At 73.9% G+C, this 14,534-nt stretch carries 15 protein-coding genes; 6 read left to right on the top strand and 9 right to left on the bottom strand.

Features of this window, described 5'->3' with window-relative positions:
* Position 1 precedes the first annotated feature (1 nt).
* From D9V36_RS34150 to D9V36_RS34175, 6 genes are all read right to left on the bottom strand, one after another.
* Positions 2 to 1,054 (bottom strand): phosphotransferase family protein, encoded by a 1,053-nt coding sequence (locus D9V36_RS34150; protein WP_129298880.1) that lies wholly within the window; start codon positions 1,052 to 1,054, stop codon positions 2 to 4.
* Positions 1,055 to 1,324: 270 nt separating this feature from the next.
* A complete protein-coding gene (locus D9V36_RS34155; RefSeq protein ID WP_129297168.1) occupies positions 1,325 to 2,296 on the bottom strand; it encodes an MBL fold metallo-hydrolase in 972 nt (323 codons plus the stop codon).
* Positions 2,297 to 2,480: 184 nt separating this feature from the next.
* Positions 2,481 to 2,813 (bottom strand): DUF202 domain-containing protein, encoded by a 333-nt coding sequence (locus D9V36_RS34160; protein WP_164993088.1) that lies wholly within the window; start codon positions 2,811 to 2,813, stop codon positions 2,481 to 2,483.
* Positions 2,814 to 2,846: 33 nt separating this feature from the next.
* Positions 2,847 to 3,257: a YidH family protein gene (locus D9V36_RS34165; protein ID WP_129297170.1), complete on the bottom strand. Its 411-nt coding sequence runs from the start codon at positions 3,255 to 3,257 to the stop codon at positions 2,847 to 2,849.
* A gap of 43 nt (positions 3,258 to 3,300) precedes the next feature.
* Positions 3,301 to 3,834, bottom strand: a complete 534-nt coding sequence (locus tag D9V36_RS34170; protein ID WP_129297171.1) for an NUDIX hydrolase — start codon at positions 3,832 to 3,834, stop codon at positions 3,301 to 3,303.
* A gap of 111 nt (positions 3,835 to 3,945) precedes the next feature.
* Positions 3,946 to 4,839 carry a DMT family transporter gene (locus tag D9V36_RS34175; protein WP_129297172.1) on the bottom strand — a complete coding sequence of 298 codons (894 nt, stop codon included), beginning with the start codon at positions 4,837 to 4,839 and terminating at the stop codon, positions 3,946 to 3,948.
* A 207-nt stretch (positions 4,840 to 5,046) separates the two neighbouring features.
* Here D9V36_RS34175 and D9V36_RS34180 point away from each other — a divergent pair, with 207 nt between their 5' ends.
* The 6 genes from D9V36_RS34180 (at position 5,047) to D9V36_RS34205 (ending at position 11,581) form a co-directional block, all read left to right on the top strand.
* A complete protein-coding gene (locus D9V36_RS34180; RefSeq protein WP_129297173.1) occupies positions 5,047 to 6,702 on the top strand; it encodes an FAD-binding dehydrogenase in 1,656 nt (551 codons plus the stop codon).
* Between the two features lie 334 nt (positions 6,703 to 7,036).
* Positions 7,037 to 8,008 (top strand): tetratricopeptide repeat protein, encoded by a 972-nt coding sequence (locus tag D9V36_RS34185; protein WP_129298882.1) that lies wholly within the window; start codon positions 7,037 to 7,039, stop codon positions 8,006 to 8,008.
* Positions 8,009 to 8,089: 81 nt separating this feature from the next.
* Positions 8,090 to 8,842: a molybdopterin-dependent oxidoreductase gene (locus D9V36_RS34190; protein ID WP_241721141.1), complete on the top strand. Its 753-nt coding sequence runs from the start codon at positions 8,090 to 8,092 to the stop codon at positions 8,840 to 8,842.
* Complete coding sequence (locus D9V36_RS34195; RefSeq protein ID WP_129297174.1) at positions 8,826 to 9,518, top strand: cytochrome b/b6 domain-containing protein; 693 nt, start codon at positions 8,826 to 8,828, stop codon at positions 9,516 to 9,518. Before D9V36_RS34190 ends, D9V36_RS34195 begins: the two co-directional genes overlap by 17 nt.
* Positions 9,519 to 9,725: 207 nt before the next feature.
* Positions 9,726 to 10,292: a winged helix-turn-helix domain-containing protein gene (locus D9V36_RS34200; RefSeq protein WP_129298883.1), complete on the top strand. Its 567-nt coding sequence runs from the start codon at positions 9,726 to 9,728 to the stop codon at positions 10,290 to 10,292.
* Entirely contained in the window at positions 10,289 to 11,581 is a 1,293-nt protein-coding gene (locus D9V36_RS34205; protein ID WP_129297175.1) for an MFS transporter, read from the top strand. The genes D9V36_RS34200 and D9V36_RS34205 overlap by 4 nt, the downstream gene beginning before the upstream one ends.
* Before the next feature lie 434 nt (positions 11,582 to 12,015).
* Here the strand turns inward: D9V36_RS34205 and D9V36_RS34210 are convergent, their stop codons facing one another.
* From D9V36_RS34210 to D9V36_RS34220, 3 genes are all read right to left on the bottom strand, one after another.
* Positions 12,016 to 13,152, bottom strand: a complete 1,137-nt coding sequence (locus D9V36_RS34210) for a sensor histidine kinase (protein WP_129297176.1) — start codon at positions 13,150 to 13,152, stop codon at positions 12,016 to 12,018.
* Positions 13,149 to 13,952 carry a response regulator transcription factor gene (locus D9V36_RS34215; RefSeq protein WP_129297177.1) on the bottom strand — a complete coding sequence of 268 codons (804 nt, stop codon included), beginning with the start codon at positions 13,950 to 13,952 and terminating at the stop codon, positions 13,149 to 13,151. Before D9V36_RS34215 ends, D9V36_RS34210 begins: the two co-directional genes overlap by 4 nt.
* Before the next feature lie 126 nt (positions 13,953 to 14,078).
* The gene (locus tag D9V36_RS34220) at positions 14,079 to 14,480 is read right to left on the bottom strand and encodes a (2Fe-2S) ferredoxin domain-containing protein (RefSeq protein ID WP_129297178.1); all 402 of its coding nucleotides are present in this window, start codon (positions 14,478 to 14,480) and stop codon (positions 14,079 to 14,081) included.
* Positions 14,481 to 14,534 lie beyond the last annotated feature (54 nt).

Below are 14,534 nucleotides of genomic sequence, written 5' to 3' on the forward strand. Positions count from 1 at the left end.
CTCAGCCTTCCTTGAGGGTGGTGAGTCCGTGCTCGATGAAGACGGGGACGAGCTCGCCGATCCGGTCGAACCCGGCGCCGACGGTCTGGCCGAGCGTGAAGCGGTAGTGGATGCCCTCGAGGATCACGGCGAGCTTGAACCAGGCGAACGCCGTGTACCAGGCGATGGCGGAGGTGTCCCGGCCGGAGCGGGCGGCGTAACGCTCGATCAGCTCGCCCGGCGAGGGGTGGCCGGGGGCACCGCTGGTGGTGCTCACCGGCGACTGCGGCAGGCCCAGGTCCGAGCTGTACATCGCCAGCAGGCCGAGGTCGGTCAGCGGATCGCCGAGCGTGGACATCTCCCAGTCCAGGACGGCCTTGAGGGTGTCGTCGGCCCCGATCAGGACGTTGTCGAGGCGGTAGTCGCCGTGGACGACCGCAGGGGCGGGTGAGGCGGGCAGCGTCCGGCCCAGCGTCTCGTGCAGCTCGTCGATCCCCGGCAGGTCACGGTTCTTCGACGCGCTCAACTGCTTGCCCCAGCGGCGCAACTGGCGCTCCAGGAAGCCTTCGGGGCGGCCGAAGTCGCCCAGACCGACCGCCTCGGGGTCCACCGCGTGCAGGTCCACGAGCGTGTCGACCAGGGAGAGCACCACGGCCCGGGTGCGCTCGGGCCCGAGCGGGGCCAGTTGGCCGGTCGTGCGGTAGGGCACGCCCTCGACCAGCTCCATCACATAGAAGGGTGCACCGATGACCGACTCGTCCTCGCACAGCAGCAGCGCCTCGGGCACCGGCACCGGCGTCTCGTGCAGGGCGCTGATGACCCGGTGCTCGCGCCGCATGTCGTGCGCGGTCGCCAGTACATGGCCGAGCGGGGGCCGGCGGACGACCCAGGAGGCGGCGCCGTCGGTGACGCGGTAGGTGAGGTTGGACCGCCCGCCCTCGATCAGCTGTGCCCGCAGCCGGCCGCCGGCCAGCCCCGGCCGCTCCCGGTCCAGATGCTCGCGCAATCGCTCCAGGTCGAGACCGGGAGGATCCTCCCGGCCCGGGGCCTGCGGGGGAGGGGTGCCCTTGCTCATCGTGCTCCTCCGTACGGAGTGGACGGTCGGTCGGTCGATCGGTTGCAGCACGATCATGCCGACTAGTCGGTATGGCGTCCAGTGCCGGGGCGTGGGGTGTGGGTCACGCGGGGGTTTTCCGCCATACGGGCGGCCCGGGAGCCCCTGGGCCGGGCCTGGGCCGGGCCGGGGCCGGCTGCCCTATTGCCCCGGTCGCCCCTGCCCCCTGACCCCCGCCCCCCCGTCGCCCCCCCGGCCCCCTCTCAGGCCGCCGCCGCCCTCACGGCGTGATCAGGCGTGGCACGCCATCGGCACCCCGCCGTTCATCACCGTCATATCGCCGAACCCGGCCGCCACGTCGAGCGGAGCGCCCGGCGCGGTGCCCGCCAGCTCCGCGTACGCCCGGTGCAGGTTCGCCACCAGTCGCTCGCTCTCGGCCAGCTCCGCGAACGGGCCGAGGTCCGCCTCCCGGGCCACCTCCAGCGGCGTACGGCCGGCCGCCAGGCCCTCCTGCGCCAGCTCGCCGACGAACCGCAGATAGCGCTCGATGCCGTCGTACACCTCGGGGCCGGTCACCGGACCGTGCCCGGGGACGACGGTGACCGCGTCCAGGGTGCGCAGCAACTCCAGTGCCCGCAGCGATCCGGCCAGTGACCCCATGAAGACGAACGGGGTACCGCCGTGGAAGACCAGGTCCCCGGCGAAGACGATGCGCTGCCGGGGCAGCCAGACGACGGTGTCGCCGGGGGTGTGCGCCACGCCCGGGTGGATCAGCCGCACCTCGATGTCCCCGACGTGCAGGGTCAGCTCGTCGGCGTAGGTGACCTCGGGCGCCGTCAGCCGGATGTCGCCGTACTCCACCTCGGGCCACACCGCGTGCAACTGGCGCCCGGCGGCCAGCAGTTCACTGCGACAGGCGGCATGCCCGATGACCGTCGCCTCGGGCGTGAAGACGCAGTTGCCGTAGGTGTGGTCGCCGTGGTGGTGCGTGTTGACCACCATCCGGGGCGTGGGCGCGCCGCTCTCGGCGATCCGGCGGTGCAGCCGGCGCGCCCGGCTCTCGGTGGCGGCGGTGTCCACGACCAGGGTGGCGTCCCCGTCGGTGATGAAGCCCGCGTTGTTCAGGCACCAGCCGCCGTCCGGCTGGATGAAGGCGTGGACTCCGGCGGCCAGTTCGGTGAGGTAGGGCTCGGCGGCCGGTGCCTCCGAGGTGTGTGCTGCCGGGGTCTGTGCCGGTGTGTTCCGTGCTGCCGAGTCGCCCATGCGGGTGTGTCCCCTTGTCCGGTGGTCCCTTGTTCCCCGCTGCCGGGGGGAAGTCGGTCCCGACCCGGGACGGCGGGGGTCGCGTCACCGTACCTCTGCCGCCCGCCGCGGTGGCGCCGCACCCCGGCGCCGCACTCCGGTTCAGTGTTCCGGCCGTACCAGGAGCACCGCGCCGCACTCCGGTTCAGTGTCCCGGCCGTATCAGGAGCACCGCGCCGCACAGCGCCAGCCCGAGGGTGCAGCCGACCAGCAGCAGGGCCGTCCGCGGGGGCAGGCCCGGCGGGCGGCCGGTGACCATCGCCCGCATCCGGCGGTGCGCGAGCGCCACGAACGCGAGCCACAACAGGCCGGTCAGCGCCGCCAGCACCACCTCCACCGGTCCGGGGGCGGCGCTCCGCAGCAGCTGACGGGCGGCCAGCGCCGCCATCGCCGTGGCGGACAGCGTGGTGCGCCGCCACGCCAGCCTGGTCCGCTCCGGCTGCAGCCCGGGGTCCCGGTCGGGGGCCGGCCGCGGCATTCCCGCCGCCGGCCGTGTTCCGCCCGCCACCGGCTAGGTGGTCCGGCCCAGGAGGACCAGCACGACCACCGCCACCGCCAGGACGCCGACGCTCAGCGCCAGCGCCGTGGGGAAGCGGCTGACCGGCAGGTCCTCGCCGCGCCGCATCGCGCGCTCGCAGCGCACCCAGTGATTGACCGCCCGCAGCGCACACAGCGCGCCGCCCACCAGCAGGACGACGGTGAAGGACACCCGCAGCCCCTGGTGCAGCCGGGGCAGGAACTGGTCCACCGCGAAACCGCCGCCGATCAGCGCCAGCCCGGTGCGCAGCCAGGCAAGGAAGGTGCGCTCGTTGGCGAGCGAGAAGCGGTAGTCGGGGGTCGCGCCCTCCTCGCGGACCCGCGCGGGCGAGAACCACAGCCGTACGGCGGCACCGGCCGACCGCAGTCCCTCAGTGAGGATCATGGCCGAAACCCTATCGGCCGGCCGGTGCCCTGCCCGGGGCGCATCAGAGTTCCCCCGCCTCCCGCCGCGCCAGCACCTGCCGGTACGCGGCGAGCCCGTCCGGCGTCCACGGCCACTCGTCCAGCCGCCGGGCCAGCTCCTCCTCGGTCAGGAACGCGGACCAGTCGATCTCCGACTCCTGCGGGGCGACCGGCAGGGTGCAGCGCACCTCGTAGACCGCGGACCACCAGGTGTGCTCGGCCGTCTCGTAGAGGAACTTGAACAGCGGCCGGGGCGGTTCGAGCCCCTGGACGCCCAGCTCCTCCTCGGCCTCGCGCAGCGCCGCCCGGTCGTAGGTCTCGCCGGCGCCGACCACCCCGCCCACGAACATGTCGTAGTGCGAGGGGAAGACGAGCTTCTGCGGGGTGCGGCGGTGGACGAAGATCCGGTCCGCCTCGTCCCGGACGAGGACGAACGTGCTGCGGGTGCGCATCCTGCGGGCGTAGGTCTCACCGCGTGGGGCCTGTCCCACGACCTGATCGTTCTCATCGACGACGTCGAGGATCTCGTCCGCGTTGAGCGGTTGCTGATCGGTCATGCCAGCCATGCAACCACCCGGGCCCCCGGCACGGCCCACCGGGCGGCGGTATCCGGGCGGCGGTCCGCGAGGGTGTCCGCCATCGCGGGGGAGTGGCCCGGGACGACCTCCTCAGTGCGGCTGCAGCTCCCGTACGTTCTCGCGCCGGCCGGACCCCGGTGGCATCGCCGGATGGCTGCCGATCAGCACGATGCCCGCGACGACGGCCACGATCCCGGCCACCTCCCACGCCAGCGCCCCGGGCGTCACCCGCAGCTGGTCGCCGAGGAACCCCACCCCGCAGGCGATGCCGGCCAGCGGCTGGGCGGCGGTCAGCGCGGGCAGCGAGAGCCGCAGCGGCGCCGACTCGAAGGCGCTCTGTACGAGCACCAGCGCCAGCACGCCGAGCACCACGATGGCGTACGGCTGCCAGCTGGTGACCAGGGCCGACCAGCCGCCCTGGCCGAAGTGCTCCCCGCTGATCCGGGTCAGCGCGTCCTGCAGCCCGTAGATCAGGCCCGCCGCGATCCCCAGCAGGGCGGCCTCCAGGCTCACATGCACCCGCTCCCGCTTGGCGACCGCCGCCAGCAGCAACGCGGTGCCCAGCACCATGCCCATGATCAGCCACTGCCACAGATGATCCGTGCTGCGCTGCCCGCCCTGAGGGCGCCCGGCCACGATGAAGGCGGTCACCCCGCCCGCCAGCAGCCACAGCCCGGCCCAGCCGCTCCGGCCGAGCCGCTGCCGGGTCAGCCGCCGCGACAGCGCCATCGCGAACAGCAGATTGGTGGCCAGCAGGGGCTCCACGAGAGTGATGTCGCCCATCCCCAGCGCCATCGCACCGAGCGCCATCCCGACCACCATCAGACCGATACCGGCCAGCCACAGCGGCATCCGCACCAGATCGAGCAGCAGACGCACCGAGAGGAAGTCCTTCATCGGGGCGTGCTGGGCGGCGGCCTGCTGAAACACGAAACCGAGTCCCAGACAGCAGGCCGCTCCAAGGGCGAGCAGTATCACCGTCACGTCGCACCTCGTATCGGGGGGCGGGGGATGCGCCTGAGGATAGTCATCAGGCGGCGGCCGTGGGGTGGCCCTCGTCACCGACCATTCTCCCGCGCGCCTCTGTGTACTGCGCGGTAACCGGGTGGTTGACGCGGCAGTCGGGTGCGCTGAGGATCGTTCCACCAGGCGGCCGGGGCGCCCGGCGTGCCCCGTTGAGGAGTTGCTGAGATGGCGTACGACGCTGATGTGATCGTGATCGGAGCGGGGCTCGCGGGCCTGGCGGCCACCGCGGAACTGGTGGACGCCGGACGGAAGGTGATCCTCCTCGACCAGGAGCCCGAGCAGTCCCTCGGCGGACAGGCCCACTGGTCCTTCGGCGGCCTCTTCCTGGTCGACTCCCCCGAACAGCGCCGGCTGCGCATCCGCGACAGCCATGAGCTGGCCTGGCAGGACTGGCTGGGCACGGCCGGCTTTGAGCGGCCCGAGGACCACTGGCCGCGCACCTGGGCCGAGGCCTACGTCGACTTCGCGGCCGGCGAGAAGCGCTCCTGGCTGCACCGGCAGGGCGTACGGCTCTTCCCCGTCGTCGGCTGGGCCGAACGCGGCGGCTACGACGCGACCGGCCACGGCAACTCCGTCCCCCGCTTCCACATCACCTGGGGCACCGGACCCGGGCTGGTGGCGCCGTTCGAGCGCCGGGTGCGGGCCGGGGTGGCCCGCGGACTGGTGGAGCTGCGCTTCCGCCACCGGGTGACCGGGCTGTCGCGCACCGCGGGGAGCGTGGACACGGTCAGCGGCGAGGTCCTGGAGCCCTCGGACGCCGAGCGCGGCAGGCCCAGCAGCCGCGAGGTGGCCGGCGCCTTCGAGCTCAAGGCCCAGGCCGTGATCGTCACCTCGGGCGGTATCGGCGGCAACCACGAGCTGGTGCGCGCCAACTGGCCCGAACGGCTCGGCAAGCCCCCGCGGCGGATGCTGTCCGGGGTGCCCGCGCATGTGGACGGCAAGATGCTGGGCATCGCCGAGGCGGCCGGCGGCCGGATCATCAACCGCGACCGGATGTGGCACTACACCGAGGGCATCGACAACTGGAACCCGGTCTGGCCGCAGCACGGCATCCGGATCCTGTCCGGACCGTCCCCGCTGTGGCTCGACGCGCGCGGCAAGCGGCTGCCGGTGCCGCTCTTCCCCGGCTTCGACACCCTCGGCACCCTCGAACACATCATGCGGACCGGCCATGACCACACCTGGTTCGTACTCACCCAGAAGATCATCGAGAAGGAGTTCACCCTCTCCGGCTCCGAGCAGAACCCCGATCTGACCGGCAAGAGCGTCCGCGGGGTGCTGGGCCGGGCCAGGGGCGGCGCGCCGGGGCCGGTGCAGGCGTTCATGGACCACGGCGCCGACTTCATCGTCGAGCCGTCCCCGGACGACCTGGTGCGGCGGATGAACGAGCTGACCGGGGAGCCGCTGATATCCCCGGACGTGCTGCGCCGCGAGATGGTGGCGCGGGACCGGGAGATCGCCCACTCCTTCACCAAGGACCTCCAGGTCACCGCGATGCGCGGAGCCCGTAAGTACCTCGGGGACCGTCTGATCCGCACCGCCGCGCCGCACCGGCTGCTCGACCCCAAGGCCGGCCCGCTGATCGCCGTACGGCTGAACATCCTCACCCGCAAGACGCTCGGCGGTCTGGAGACCGACCTCTCCTCGCGGGTGCTGACCGACGGTGGCGCGCCCCTGCCCGGCGTCTACGCGGCGGGTGAGGCGGCCGGGTTCGGCGGCGGCGGGGTGCACGGCTACCGCTCGCTGGAGGGCACCTTCCTCGGGGGCTGTCTTTTCTCCGGACGGACGGCGGGGCGGGCGGCGGGGCGGGCGGTGTCCTGACGGGGCGGTGCGGTGCGGGGAGCGTGACGCGGGAGGGGCGGTTCGGGGGAGCGTGACGCGGGAGAAGCCTGGCCCCTCCGGCCGGGTTCCGGCGGCCGGCCGCCCCCTTCCGCAGACGAAGCAGAGGGGGCGGATCCGGCCATTCCCCTTCGCGCCTTGACGCGGAGCTCTGCGGGCCGCTTTGCTGTGCGTGATGACTGGTGCGGACCAAGTCATCACCCTCTGTAGAGGTGCGCGGAACCGGTCCCCGCTCACCGAGGACGACTCGGTGCGGCGAGACGGCCGGTGCGGCGCGCCATGGAGCCCCTGATGGAGCCCCTGACCCGTGATTTCGATGTCGCCACCGATGCCGCCACCCCTCCGACGCGCCCGCTGCCCCGGCGCCCCGGTGCTCACCCCGGCCCTGGAGGACGCCGAACTGGCCCTCGCGGCCGAGGCGCTGACGCTCGGCCAGTGGGCCAGGGTGCGTACCCTGCTCGCCGGGACCGGTGCGCAGTGGGATCTGCGCGGCCACCGGTTAACCGTCCTGGCCACCTGCCCCGGCAGCGCCGCATGGGCCGGCGACTGGCTGCTCGCCGAACCGGACAGCGGTGACGCCGCCACCCTCCTGGCCCTCGCCACCGTCCATCTCGCCCTGCGCGGCGAGAGCGGCACCGGGACCGCCATCGAAGCCTGTGCCACCGCCGCCCGGATGCTGCCCGACGACCCCACCCCCTGGCTCGGTGCGCTGATCCTCGCCCGCCGCACCGGCACCCCGGGCGAACGGGCCCACGCCTTCCGCCAGGTCTGCGCCCGCCATCGCGACCACCACCACGCACACCACCTCATGACCGCCTCCCTGGCCGAGCAGCTGCCGGGCGTCACCGACGACCCGCGGCACCCGGTCCATGTCTTCGCGGCCCGCGCGGCGGCACGTGCCCCCGCCGACTCCCCGCTCGCCCTGCTCCCCGTCGTGGCGTACGCCGAGCGCTACCGCGTCCTCGCCGCCGCGGGCCTGGCTCCCCCCGACCCCGCGGACTGGGGCCACTGGTCCACCCGGCGCGCCCGACAGGTGCTGCAGACCGCCGTCGACTGGTGGCTGGAGTGGGAGGGCGAGGAGCACCCGCGCCGCAAGATCGATCTCAACTTCCTCGCCCATGCCGCGTTCCACCAAGGCAGGACCGCCGAGGCCGCCACGCTGTTCCAGCGGATCGGTCCGCACGCCACCCGCGCCCCGTGGTCGTACCCGGGCCGCGACGGCACGGGGGCGTTCCGGGCCGCGCGGGCCACCGCACTGTGCCGCGCCCCGGACGCCGTCGCCCCGTGACCCGGCGGTGCTGATGACGAAAGTCTGACGCCGGGGCCGGGACGCTGGCCCCGGCGCCCGCGGGGTGTCCACAATCGAAGGGTGACCAAGGACGCGAAGAGGCCCCGCCCGGCGGGCGGCGGCGAGGACGGGCAGGGCACCCCCGTGGGCCGCCGGGTGGTGCTCGGCATGCTCGCCGCCGGTGCCGCCGGCGTCGCCGCCGCCCCCTTCCTGCAGAGCGCCTACGACAGCACCCTCGGGGCCGCCGCACAGCAGGACCCCACCGGCCTGACGGGGCTGCTCCCGGGCGGCGGCGGCTTCCGCTACTACTCCGTGACCGGTTCCGTACCGGCCAAGGACGCCCACACCTACCGCCTCACCATCGACGGCCTGGTCCGCCACCGGACCACCCTGAGCCTCGCCGGTCTGCGCCGGCTGCCGCAGACCCGGCTCGTCCGCGACGTCCAGTGCGTCACCGGCTGGCGGGTGCCCGCCACCCCCTTCGAGGGCGTCCGCCTCTCCGCCCTCCTCGATGCCGTGGGCGTCCGCCCCGAGGCCAAGGCCGTCCGCTTCACCTGCTTCGACGGCGCCTACAGCGAATCCCTCACCCTCGAACAGGCCCGCCGCGACGACGTCCTGGTCGCCCTGCGGATGCAGGACAAGCCGCTCGCGCACGCCCACGGCGGCCCGGTGCGCCTCTATGTCGGGCCCATGTACTTCTACAAGTCGGCGAAGTGGCTCTCCGGGATCACCGTCACCGACCATGTCCAGCCCGGCTACTGGGAGAACCTCGGATATGACATCGACGCCTGGGTCGGCCGCTCGAACGGACGCGACGATGCCCCGACCACCTGAGGGCCGGTCCCGGGCCACCACGGCGCGCCCCCGGATCCCGCGCTTCACCCCCGCCGAACACCGGGTGCACCGCGCCACCGCCACCCTGATGGCCGTCTGCGTCCTCACCGCCGGCTGTCTCTACCTCCCCTTCCTCGCCGAACTCGTCGGCCGCCGCCACCTGATGGTCACCGTCCACGAGTGGTCCGGCATCCTGCTGCCCGTCCCCTTGCTGCTGGGCCTCGGCTCCCGCGCCCTGCGCGCCGACCTCACCCGCCTCAACCGTTTCGGTCCGCACGACCGCCAGTGGCTGCGCGCCGCACTGCGCCGCCGAGGGGGCCGCCCGGCCGGCAAGTTCAACGCCGGGCAGAAGCTCTACGCCGCCTGGATCGCCGGCGCGGTCCTGGTGATGCTCGGCACCGGTCTGCTGATGTGGATCACAGGTCTGGCGCCCCTGGCCTGGCGCACCGGCGCCACCTTCGTCCACGACTGGCTCGCGCTCGCCGTGGTCATCGTGATCGCCGGCCATGTCGGGAAGGCGTACGGCGATCCCGAGTCGCGCCGCGGCCTGCGCACCGGCTCCGTCGACGCGCAATGGGCGCGGCGCGAGCATCCGCTGTGGGTGCAGGGGGAGGGGGAGACGACGGGGGACGGGGACGAGGGCGACGGCGTGGGAGAGCGCGAACGGGGGCTTTGACGGCCGGTCCCGGTATCCAACGGCGGGGCCGTTCCACCCGTTGCCAAGAATCCTCTGCAGGGAAATCGCTGCAGATGCAGGGAAATCTCTGCAGAGAACTCTATGCAGAGGAGTCTCTGCAACTCTAGGCTGCCGTTCATGTCTGACGCCTCGACACCACCGCGCCCGCCCCGGCCGACGCCGCCGGCCGCACCCCCGACCCGCCGGATGGACGCCCGCAGTCTGCGCGGGGTCGCCCACCCCTTGCGGATGCGCATCCTGGAGCTGCTGCGGCTCGACGGGCCGGACACCGCCACCGGGCTCGGGCGCCGTCTCGGCGAGAACACCGGTACGGTCAGCTGGCATCTGCGGCACCTGGCCGAACACGGCTTCATCGAGGAGGAGACCGGCCGCGGCACCAAGCGTGAAAGATGGTGGCGGGCGGTCCGGGTCGCCCACCGGCTCGACACCACCGAGTTCCGCGACGATCCGGATACCCGTGGCGCGCTGGAGCTCTATGTGCACGAGATCGTCCAGCAGCACTTCAACCGGGTCGTCAGCTACCTCACCGAGGACTGGGCCCCGGAATGGCGGGACGCCGGCACCCTCTCCCAGTGGCACGACCTGCGCCTGACACCCGCACAACTCGCCGCGTTGAACGAGGAGTTGGAACAGGTGGTCGTACGGCACCGGGCGGCGGCGCACGGCGGATCCGGCGGGGACGACACCCCCGAGGAGCGGCCCGTCGTCGTCCAGTTGCAGGCCTTCCCGCGCAAGGAGCGTCACGAGCGATGAGCGGACTGCTGCGCCGCCATCGTGACTTCCGGCTGTTGTGGTGCGGTGAGACGGCGGGGAAGTTCGGGGCGGCGGTCACCGCCGTGGCGATGCCGCTGGCAGCGGTGTCCACCCTGCACGCCTCCACCTTCGCGGTCGGGCTGCTCAGTGCCTGCGGCTGGCTGCCCTGGCTGCTCATCGGCCTGCCGGTGGGTGTCTGGGTGGACCGGACCCGCCGCCGGCCCCTGATGCTGGGCGCCGCCGGCCTGTCGCTGGTGCTGTTCGCCGCCGTACCGGTCCTCGCCCGGTACGGCGGGCTCAGCCTCGGCCTGCTGATCGCCGTCGCCCTGCTGGCCGGTGCGGCGGCGGTGGTCTTCCAGACCGCCTACAGCGCCTATCTCCCCACCCTGCTCGCACTGGCCGACCAGGCCGAGGGCAACGCCAAGCTGCACGGCAGCGCCTCGGCGGCACAGATCGCGGGGCAGGGGGCGGGCGGCTTCCTCGCCCAACTGGCCGACGCCGTCAACGCGTTGTCCGCCCAGGCGGCCACCTTCCTCATATCCCTGCTGTGCCTGCTCCGCATCCGGCACCGCGAGCCACGCCCTGACCCCCGCGACCACGCCTCGCGAACCCTGTTCGCGGACATCGCCGAGGGGCTGCGACTGGTCACCGGCGACGTGTGGTTCCGCACCCTGACGCTCTTCGGCGCCGCCTCCAACCTCGCGCTCATGGGGTACCAGTCGATCGCGGCGGTCTTCCTGGTCCGCGAGGCCGGTCTGCCGCCCGGCGCGGTCGGCGGACTGCTGGCGCTGGCCAGTACGGGCGGTATCGCGGGCGCCTTCCTGGCGCGCCGGGCCGCCGACCGGTTCGGTACGGCCCGTGCCATGCTGCTGTGCGAACTGGGCCTGTCCGGCACCGCGCTGCTCATCCCCCTCGCCACCCACGGCGCCGGGGCCCTGCTCTACGTCGCGGGCAGCTTCGGTGTCTCTGCGGGTGTGGTGGGCGGAAACACCCTCAATGCGGGCTTCCGGCAGCGCTACTGCCCGCCGGCCCTGCTCGGCCGGCTGATCGCCGGCAGCTCCTTCCTCAACTACGGCACGCTGCCCCTGGGCGCGCTGCTCGGCGGCGCGCTCGGCTCCGCCCTCGGCCTCCGCACGGCTATGTGGATCATGACCGCCGGGGTGCCGCTGGCCGCCCTGATCCTGCTCTTCTCGCCGGTCGGGGCCGTCCGCGACCTGCCGGTGCGCCGGACGGGGGACGAGGATCGCGAGGAGCGGACGGGCGGGCCCCGGGAGGAGCGGCGGGCTTAGGGGTGTCTCCCCGATCATGCCGGGCTCGCGGGGTCTGGCACGCACTCCCCCACGCCTGAACGGCGCGGGGGGGGGACCCCCATCCGCGTTGTCGTCACTCTTCCCCAAGCTCTCGGCTTCGCTCAAGCAGGGGAGACCCCAACCGCTCCGCGTCGACTCCCTCCTCCGCCTTGCGATCGCACGCACCAGACCCCGCTCCCTGATCCGGCCTGATCGGAGAGACACCCCCCCTAGCGCCGGGCCGAGAGCCAAGAGGGGCCCGGAGAGCGCGGCCCGGATCCGGAGGGCCGGGACGGGGTGGCCGCACGGCGCTGAAGCGCGCCGGGGTGCCAAGGCGTGCCAAAAGGCGCGTCAGACACACCCATACGTCCACGCCCGCGGACGGCTCGGCCCCACGCCGCCCGCCGGACCGTCCGCGCCCTCCGCCGCCCCTCCTACGGCTCCACCGCCACCTCCGCCGACGGCAGTTCGACCTCGAAGCGGCAGCCCGCCCCGGCATTCCGTACCGTCGTCCGGCCCTCATGGGCCGCCACGATCCCGCGGACGATCGCCAGGCCCAGTCCGGCGCCGCCCTTGCCGTCCGCGCGCGGGGTGCGGGCCGCGCCGCCGCGCCAGCCGGTGTCGAAGACCCGCGGCAGGTCCTCCGGCGGGATGCCCCCGCAGCCGTCCTCGACCGCGAGGATCACCCGGCCCTTCTCGTGCCGTGCGCTGACCGCCACGGTGCCGTCCGCCGGCGTCGCACGGATCGCATTGACCAGCAGATTGCCCAGGACGCGGGTGATCTGCTGGGCGTCCACCCGCACCGGCAGCGGCGCCACCCCGCCGTCCACCAGCCGCACCCCGCCCGCCCGTGCCAGCGGCCCGGCCCCGGCGAGGGCGTCGTCCACCAGGTCGTACACCGACACCCGCGACAGCGTCAGGGCCAGCGCGCCGGCCTGGATACGGGAGAGTTCGAAGAGGTCGTCGACCATGGCGGCCAGCCGGTCGACCTCGACCCGCATCCGTGCGTGGTAGCGCGCGGTGTCCTCGGCGACCCCGTCCTCCAGCGCCTCGGCCATCGCCCGCAGTCCGGCGAGCGGGGTGCGCAGGTCGTGCGAGATCCCGGCGATCAGATCGCGCCGGGAGGCATCCAGCGCCCGCTCCCGCTCCCGTGCCTCGGCGAGCCGCCCGCTGGTCTCCTCCAAGGCCCGCGACAGCGCGGCAAGTTCGGCGGTGGGCGGCTCGGCCGGTGCCACGAAGCCGCCCTCGCTGCCGACCGTACGGGCCGAGCGTGCCAGCTCCCGGCTGCCCGCCGCGATCCGGCGTCCGAAGAGCAGCGCGGCCGCCAGCGACACCACCCCGGAGACGGCCACCACGGCCATCACCACGCCCAGGTCGTGCCCGGACAGGAACATCGCCTGGGCGACCGCCACCGTGCCCGCCGCCATCGCGGCCACCGCCAGCACCGCCACCGCGAACAGCGACAGCGCGACCGAGCGCCGCCGCAGCACCCGTACCGCGGGCGCGGCGAGCAGGCCCGCCAGCGCCGCGCCCAGCGCCGCCAGCGCCACGATGACCAGGAAGTCCGTCATGAGAGCGGATCGCCTCCCGGCAGCGGTCCGGGCTCCGGCGGGGGTTCGTCCTCCTCGGGGTCGAAGCGGTAGCCCGCGCCCCAGACCGTCGTCACCAGCCGTGGCGCGGCCGGGTCCGCCTCGATCTTTTCGCGCAGCCGTCTCACATGCACGGTCACCGTGGACAGATCGCCGAACTCCCAGCCCCAGACGCGGGCCAGCAGCTCCTCCCGGGAGAAGACCTGTCCGGGGTGGCGCATCAGGAAGACGAGGAGGTCGAACTCGCGGGCGGTGAGGGAGAGTTCGCGTCCATCACGGTCGGCGCGCCGGCCGCCGGGGTCGGCACGGAGGTCCCCGGCGCACAGGACGGCCGAGGGCGCCGCGGCCGGCGGCGCGGCCTCGGCACGGCGCAGCACCGAGCCGATCCGCAGAACCAGCTCGCGCGGGCTGAAGGGCTTGGTCACATAGTCGTCGGCGCCCAGCTCCAGCCCCAGGATGCGGTCCGCCTCCTCGCCGCGGGCCGTCAGCATCACCACCGGGACCGCCGGGCCGTCGTCGGAGCGGCGCAGCCGGCGGCACACCTCCAGCCCGTCGAGGCCGGGCAGCATCAGATCGAGCACCACGAGATGCGGGCGGAACTCCGCGGCCCGGTCGAGGGCGGCGAAACCGTCGGCGGCGTGTCGGGTGGTGTAGCCGGCGCGGGAGAGGTAGCCGGTGACGACTTCCGCGACGGTCGGATCGTCCTCGACGACCAGAACACGGCGCGGCGGCCCGTGCAGCGGGACGGGCGGGGACGCGGAGGGCGGCGTTGCGCGGTGCACGGGCTCAGCGTGCCCTTCTGGAGAGAGACGTCATGGCTCCAGCCAACACCAGCGCGCGCGGTGCGGGGCGGGCAGGCCCGCGGTCGTAAGACTCCGGTAACCCATGGCCGGTGGCCGGTGGGCGCCTCAGCCCTCCAGCCCCTCCCGTACCCGTCGCGACACCTTGATCGCATAGAGGTCGAGCACACCCGGCGGTTCGGCCAGGCCGGGCCCGCCGGCGCGGATCCACGCGGCGATATCGGCCAGCGCCTCATCGTCGTTGACCAGCCCCAGCCACACCGGTCGCCCACCGGCCGCCCGGCCCGCGGGCGACGGCTGGACCACGACCACATTCGCCTGGTCACAGACGTCCAGACACTCCGAGGCCCGTACCGGCGCCGCGCCGTCGAGCGCCGCGCGCAGCCGCGGTATCTGCCCGGTGTGGTCGACGCCCGGGATCTTGGCCGCATCGCCGCAGCAGCAGCCCCGGCATACGGTGACCCGGCACGGGGCCGCGGTGGCTGCCCGTCCGGCACGCTTGTCGATCATCCGGCTCATGCTACGGGCGACGCCGCGCCCCCGATGCGGGAGGGCCGGGCGGGG

The sequence above is a fragment of the Streptomyces lydicus genome (genome assembly GCF_004125265.1).
Taxonomy (GTDB): domain Bacteria; phylum Actinomycetota; class Actinomycetes; order Streptomycetales; family Streptomycetaceae; genus Streptomyces; species Streptomyces lydicus_C.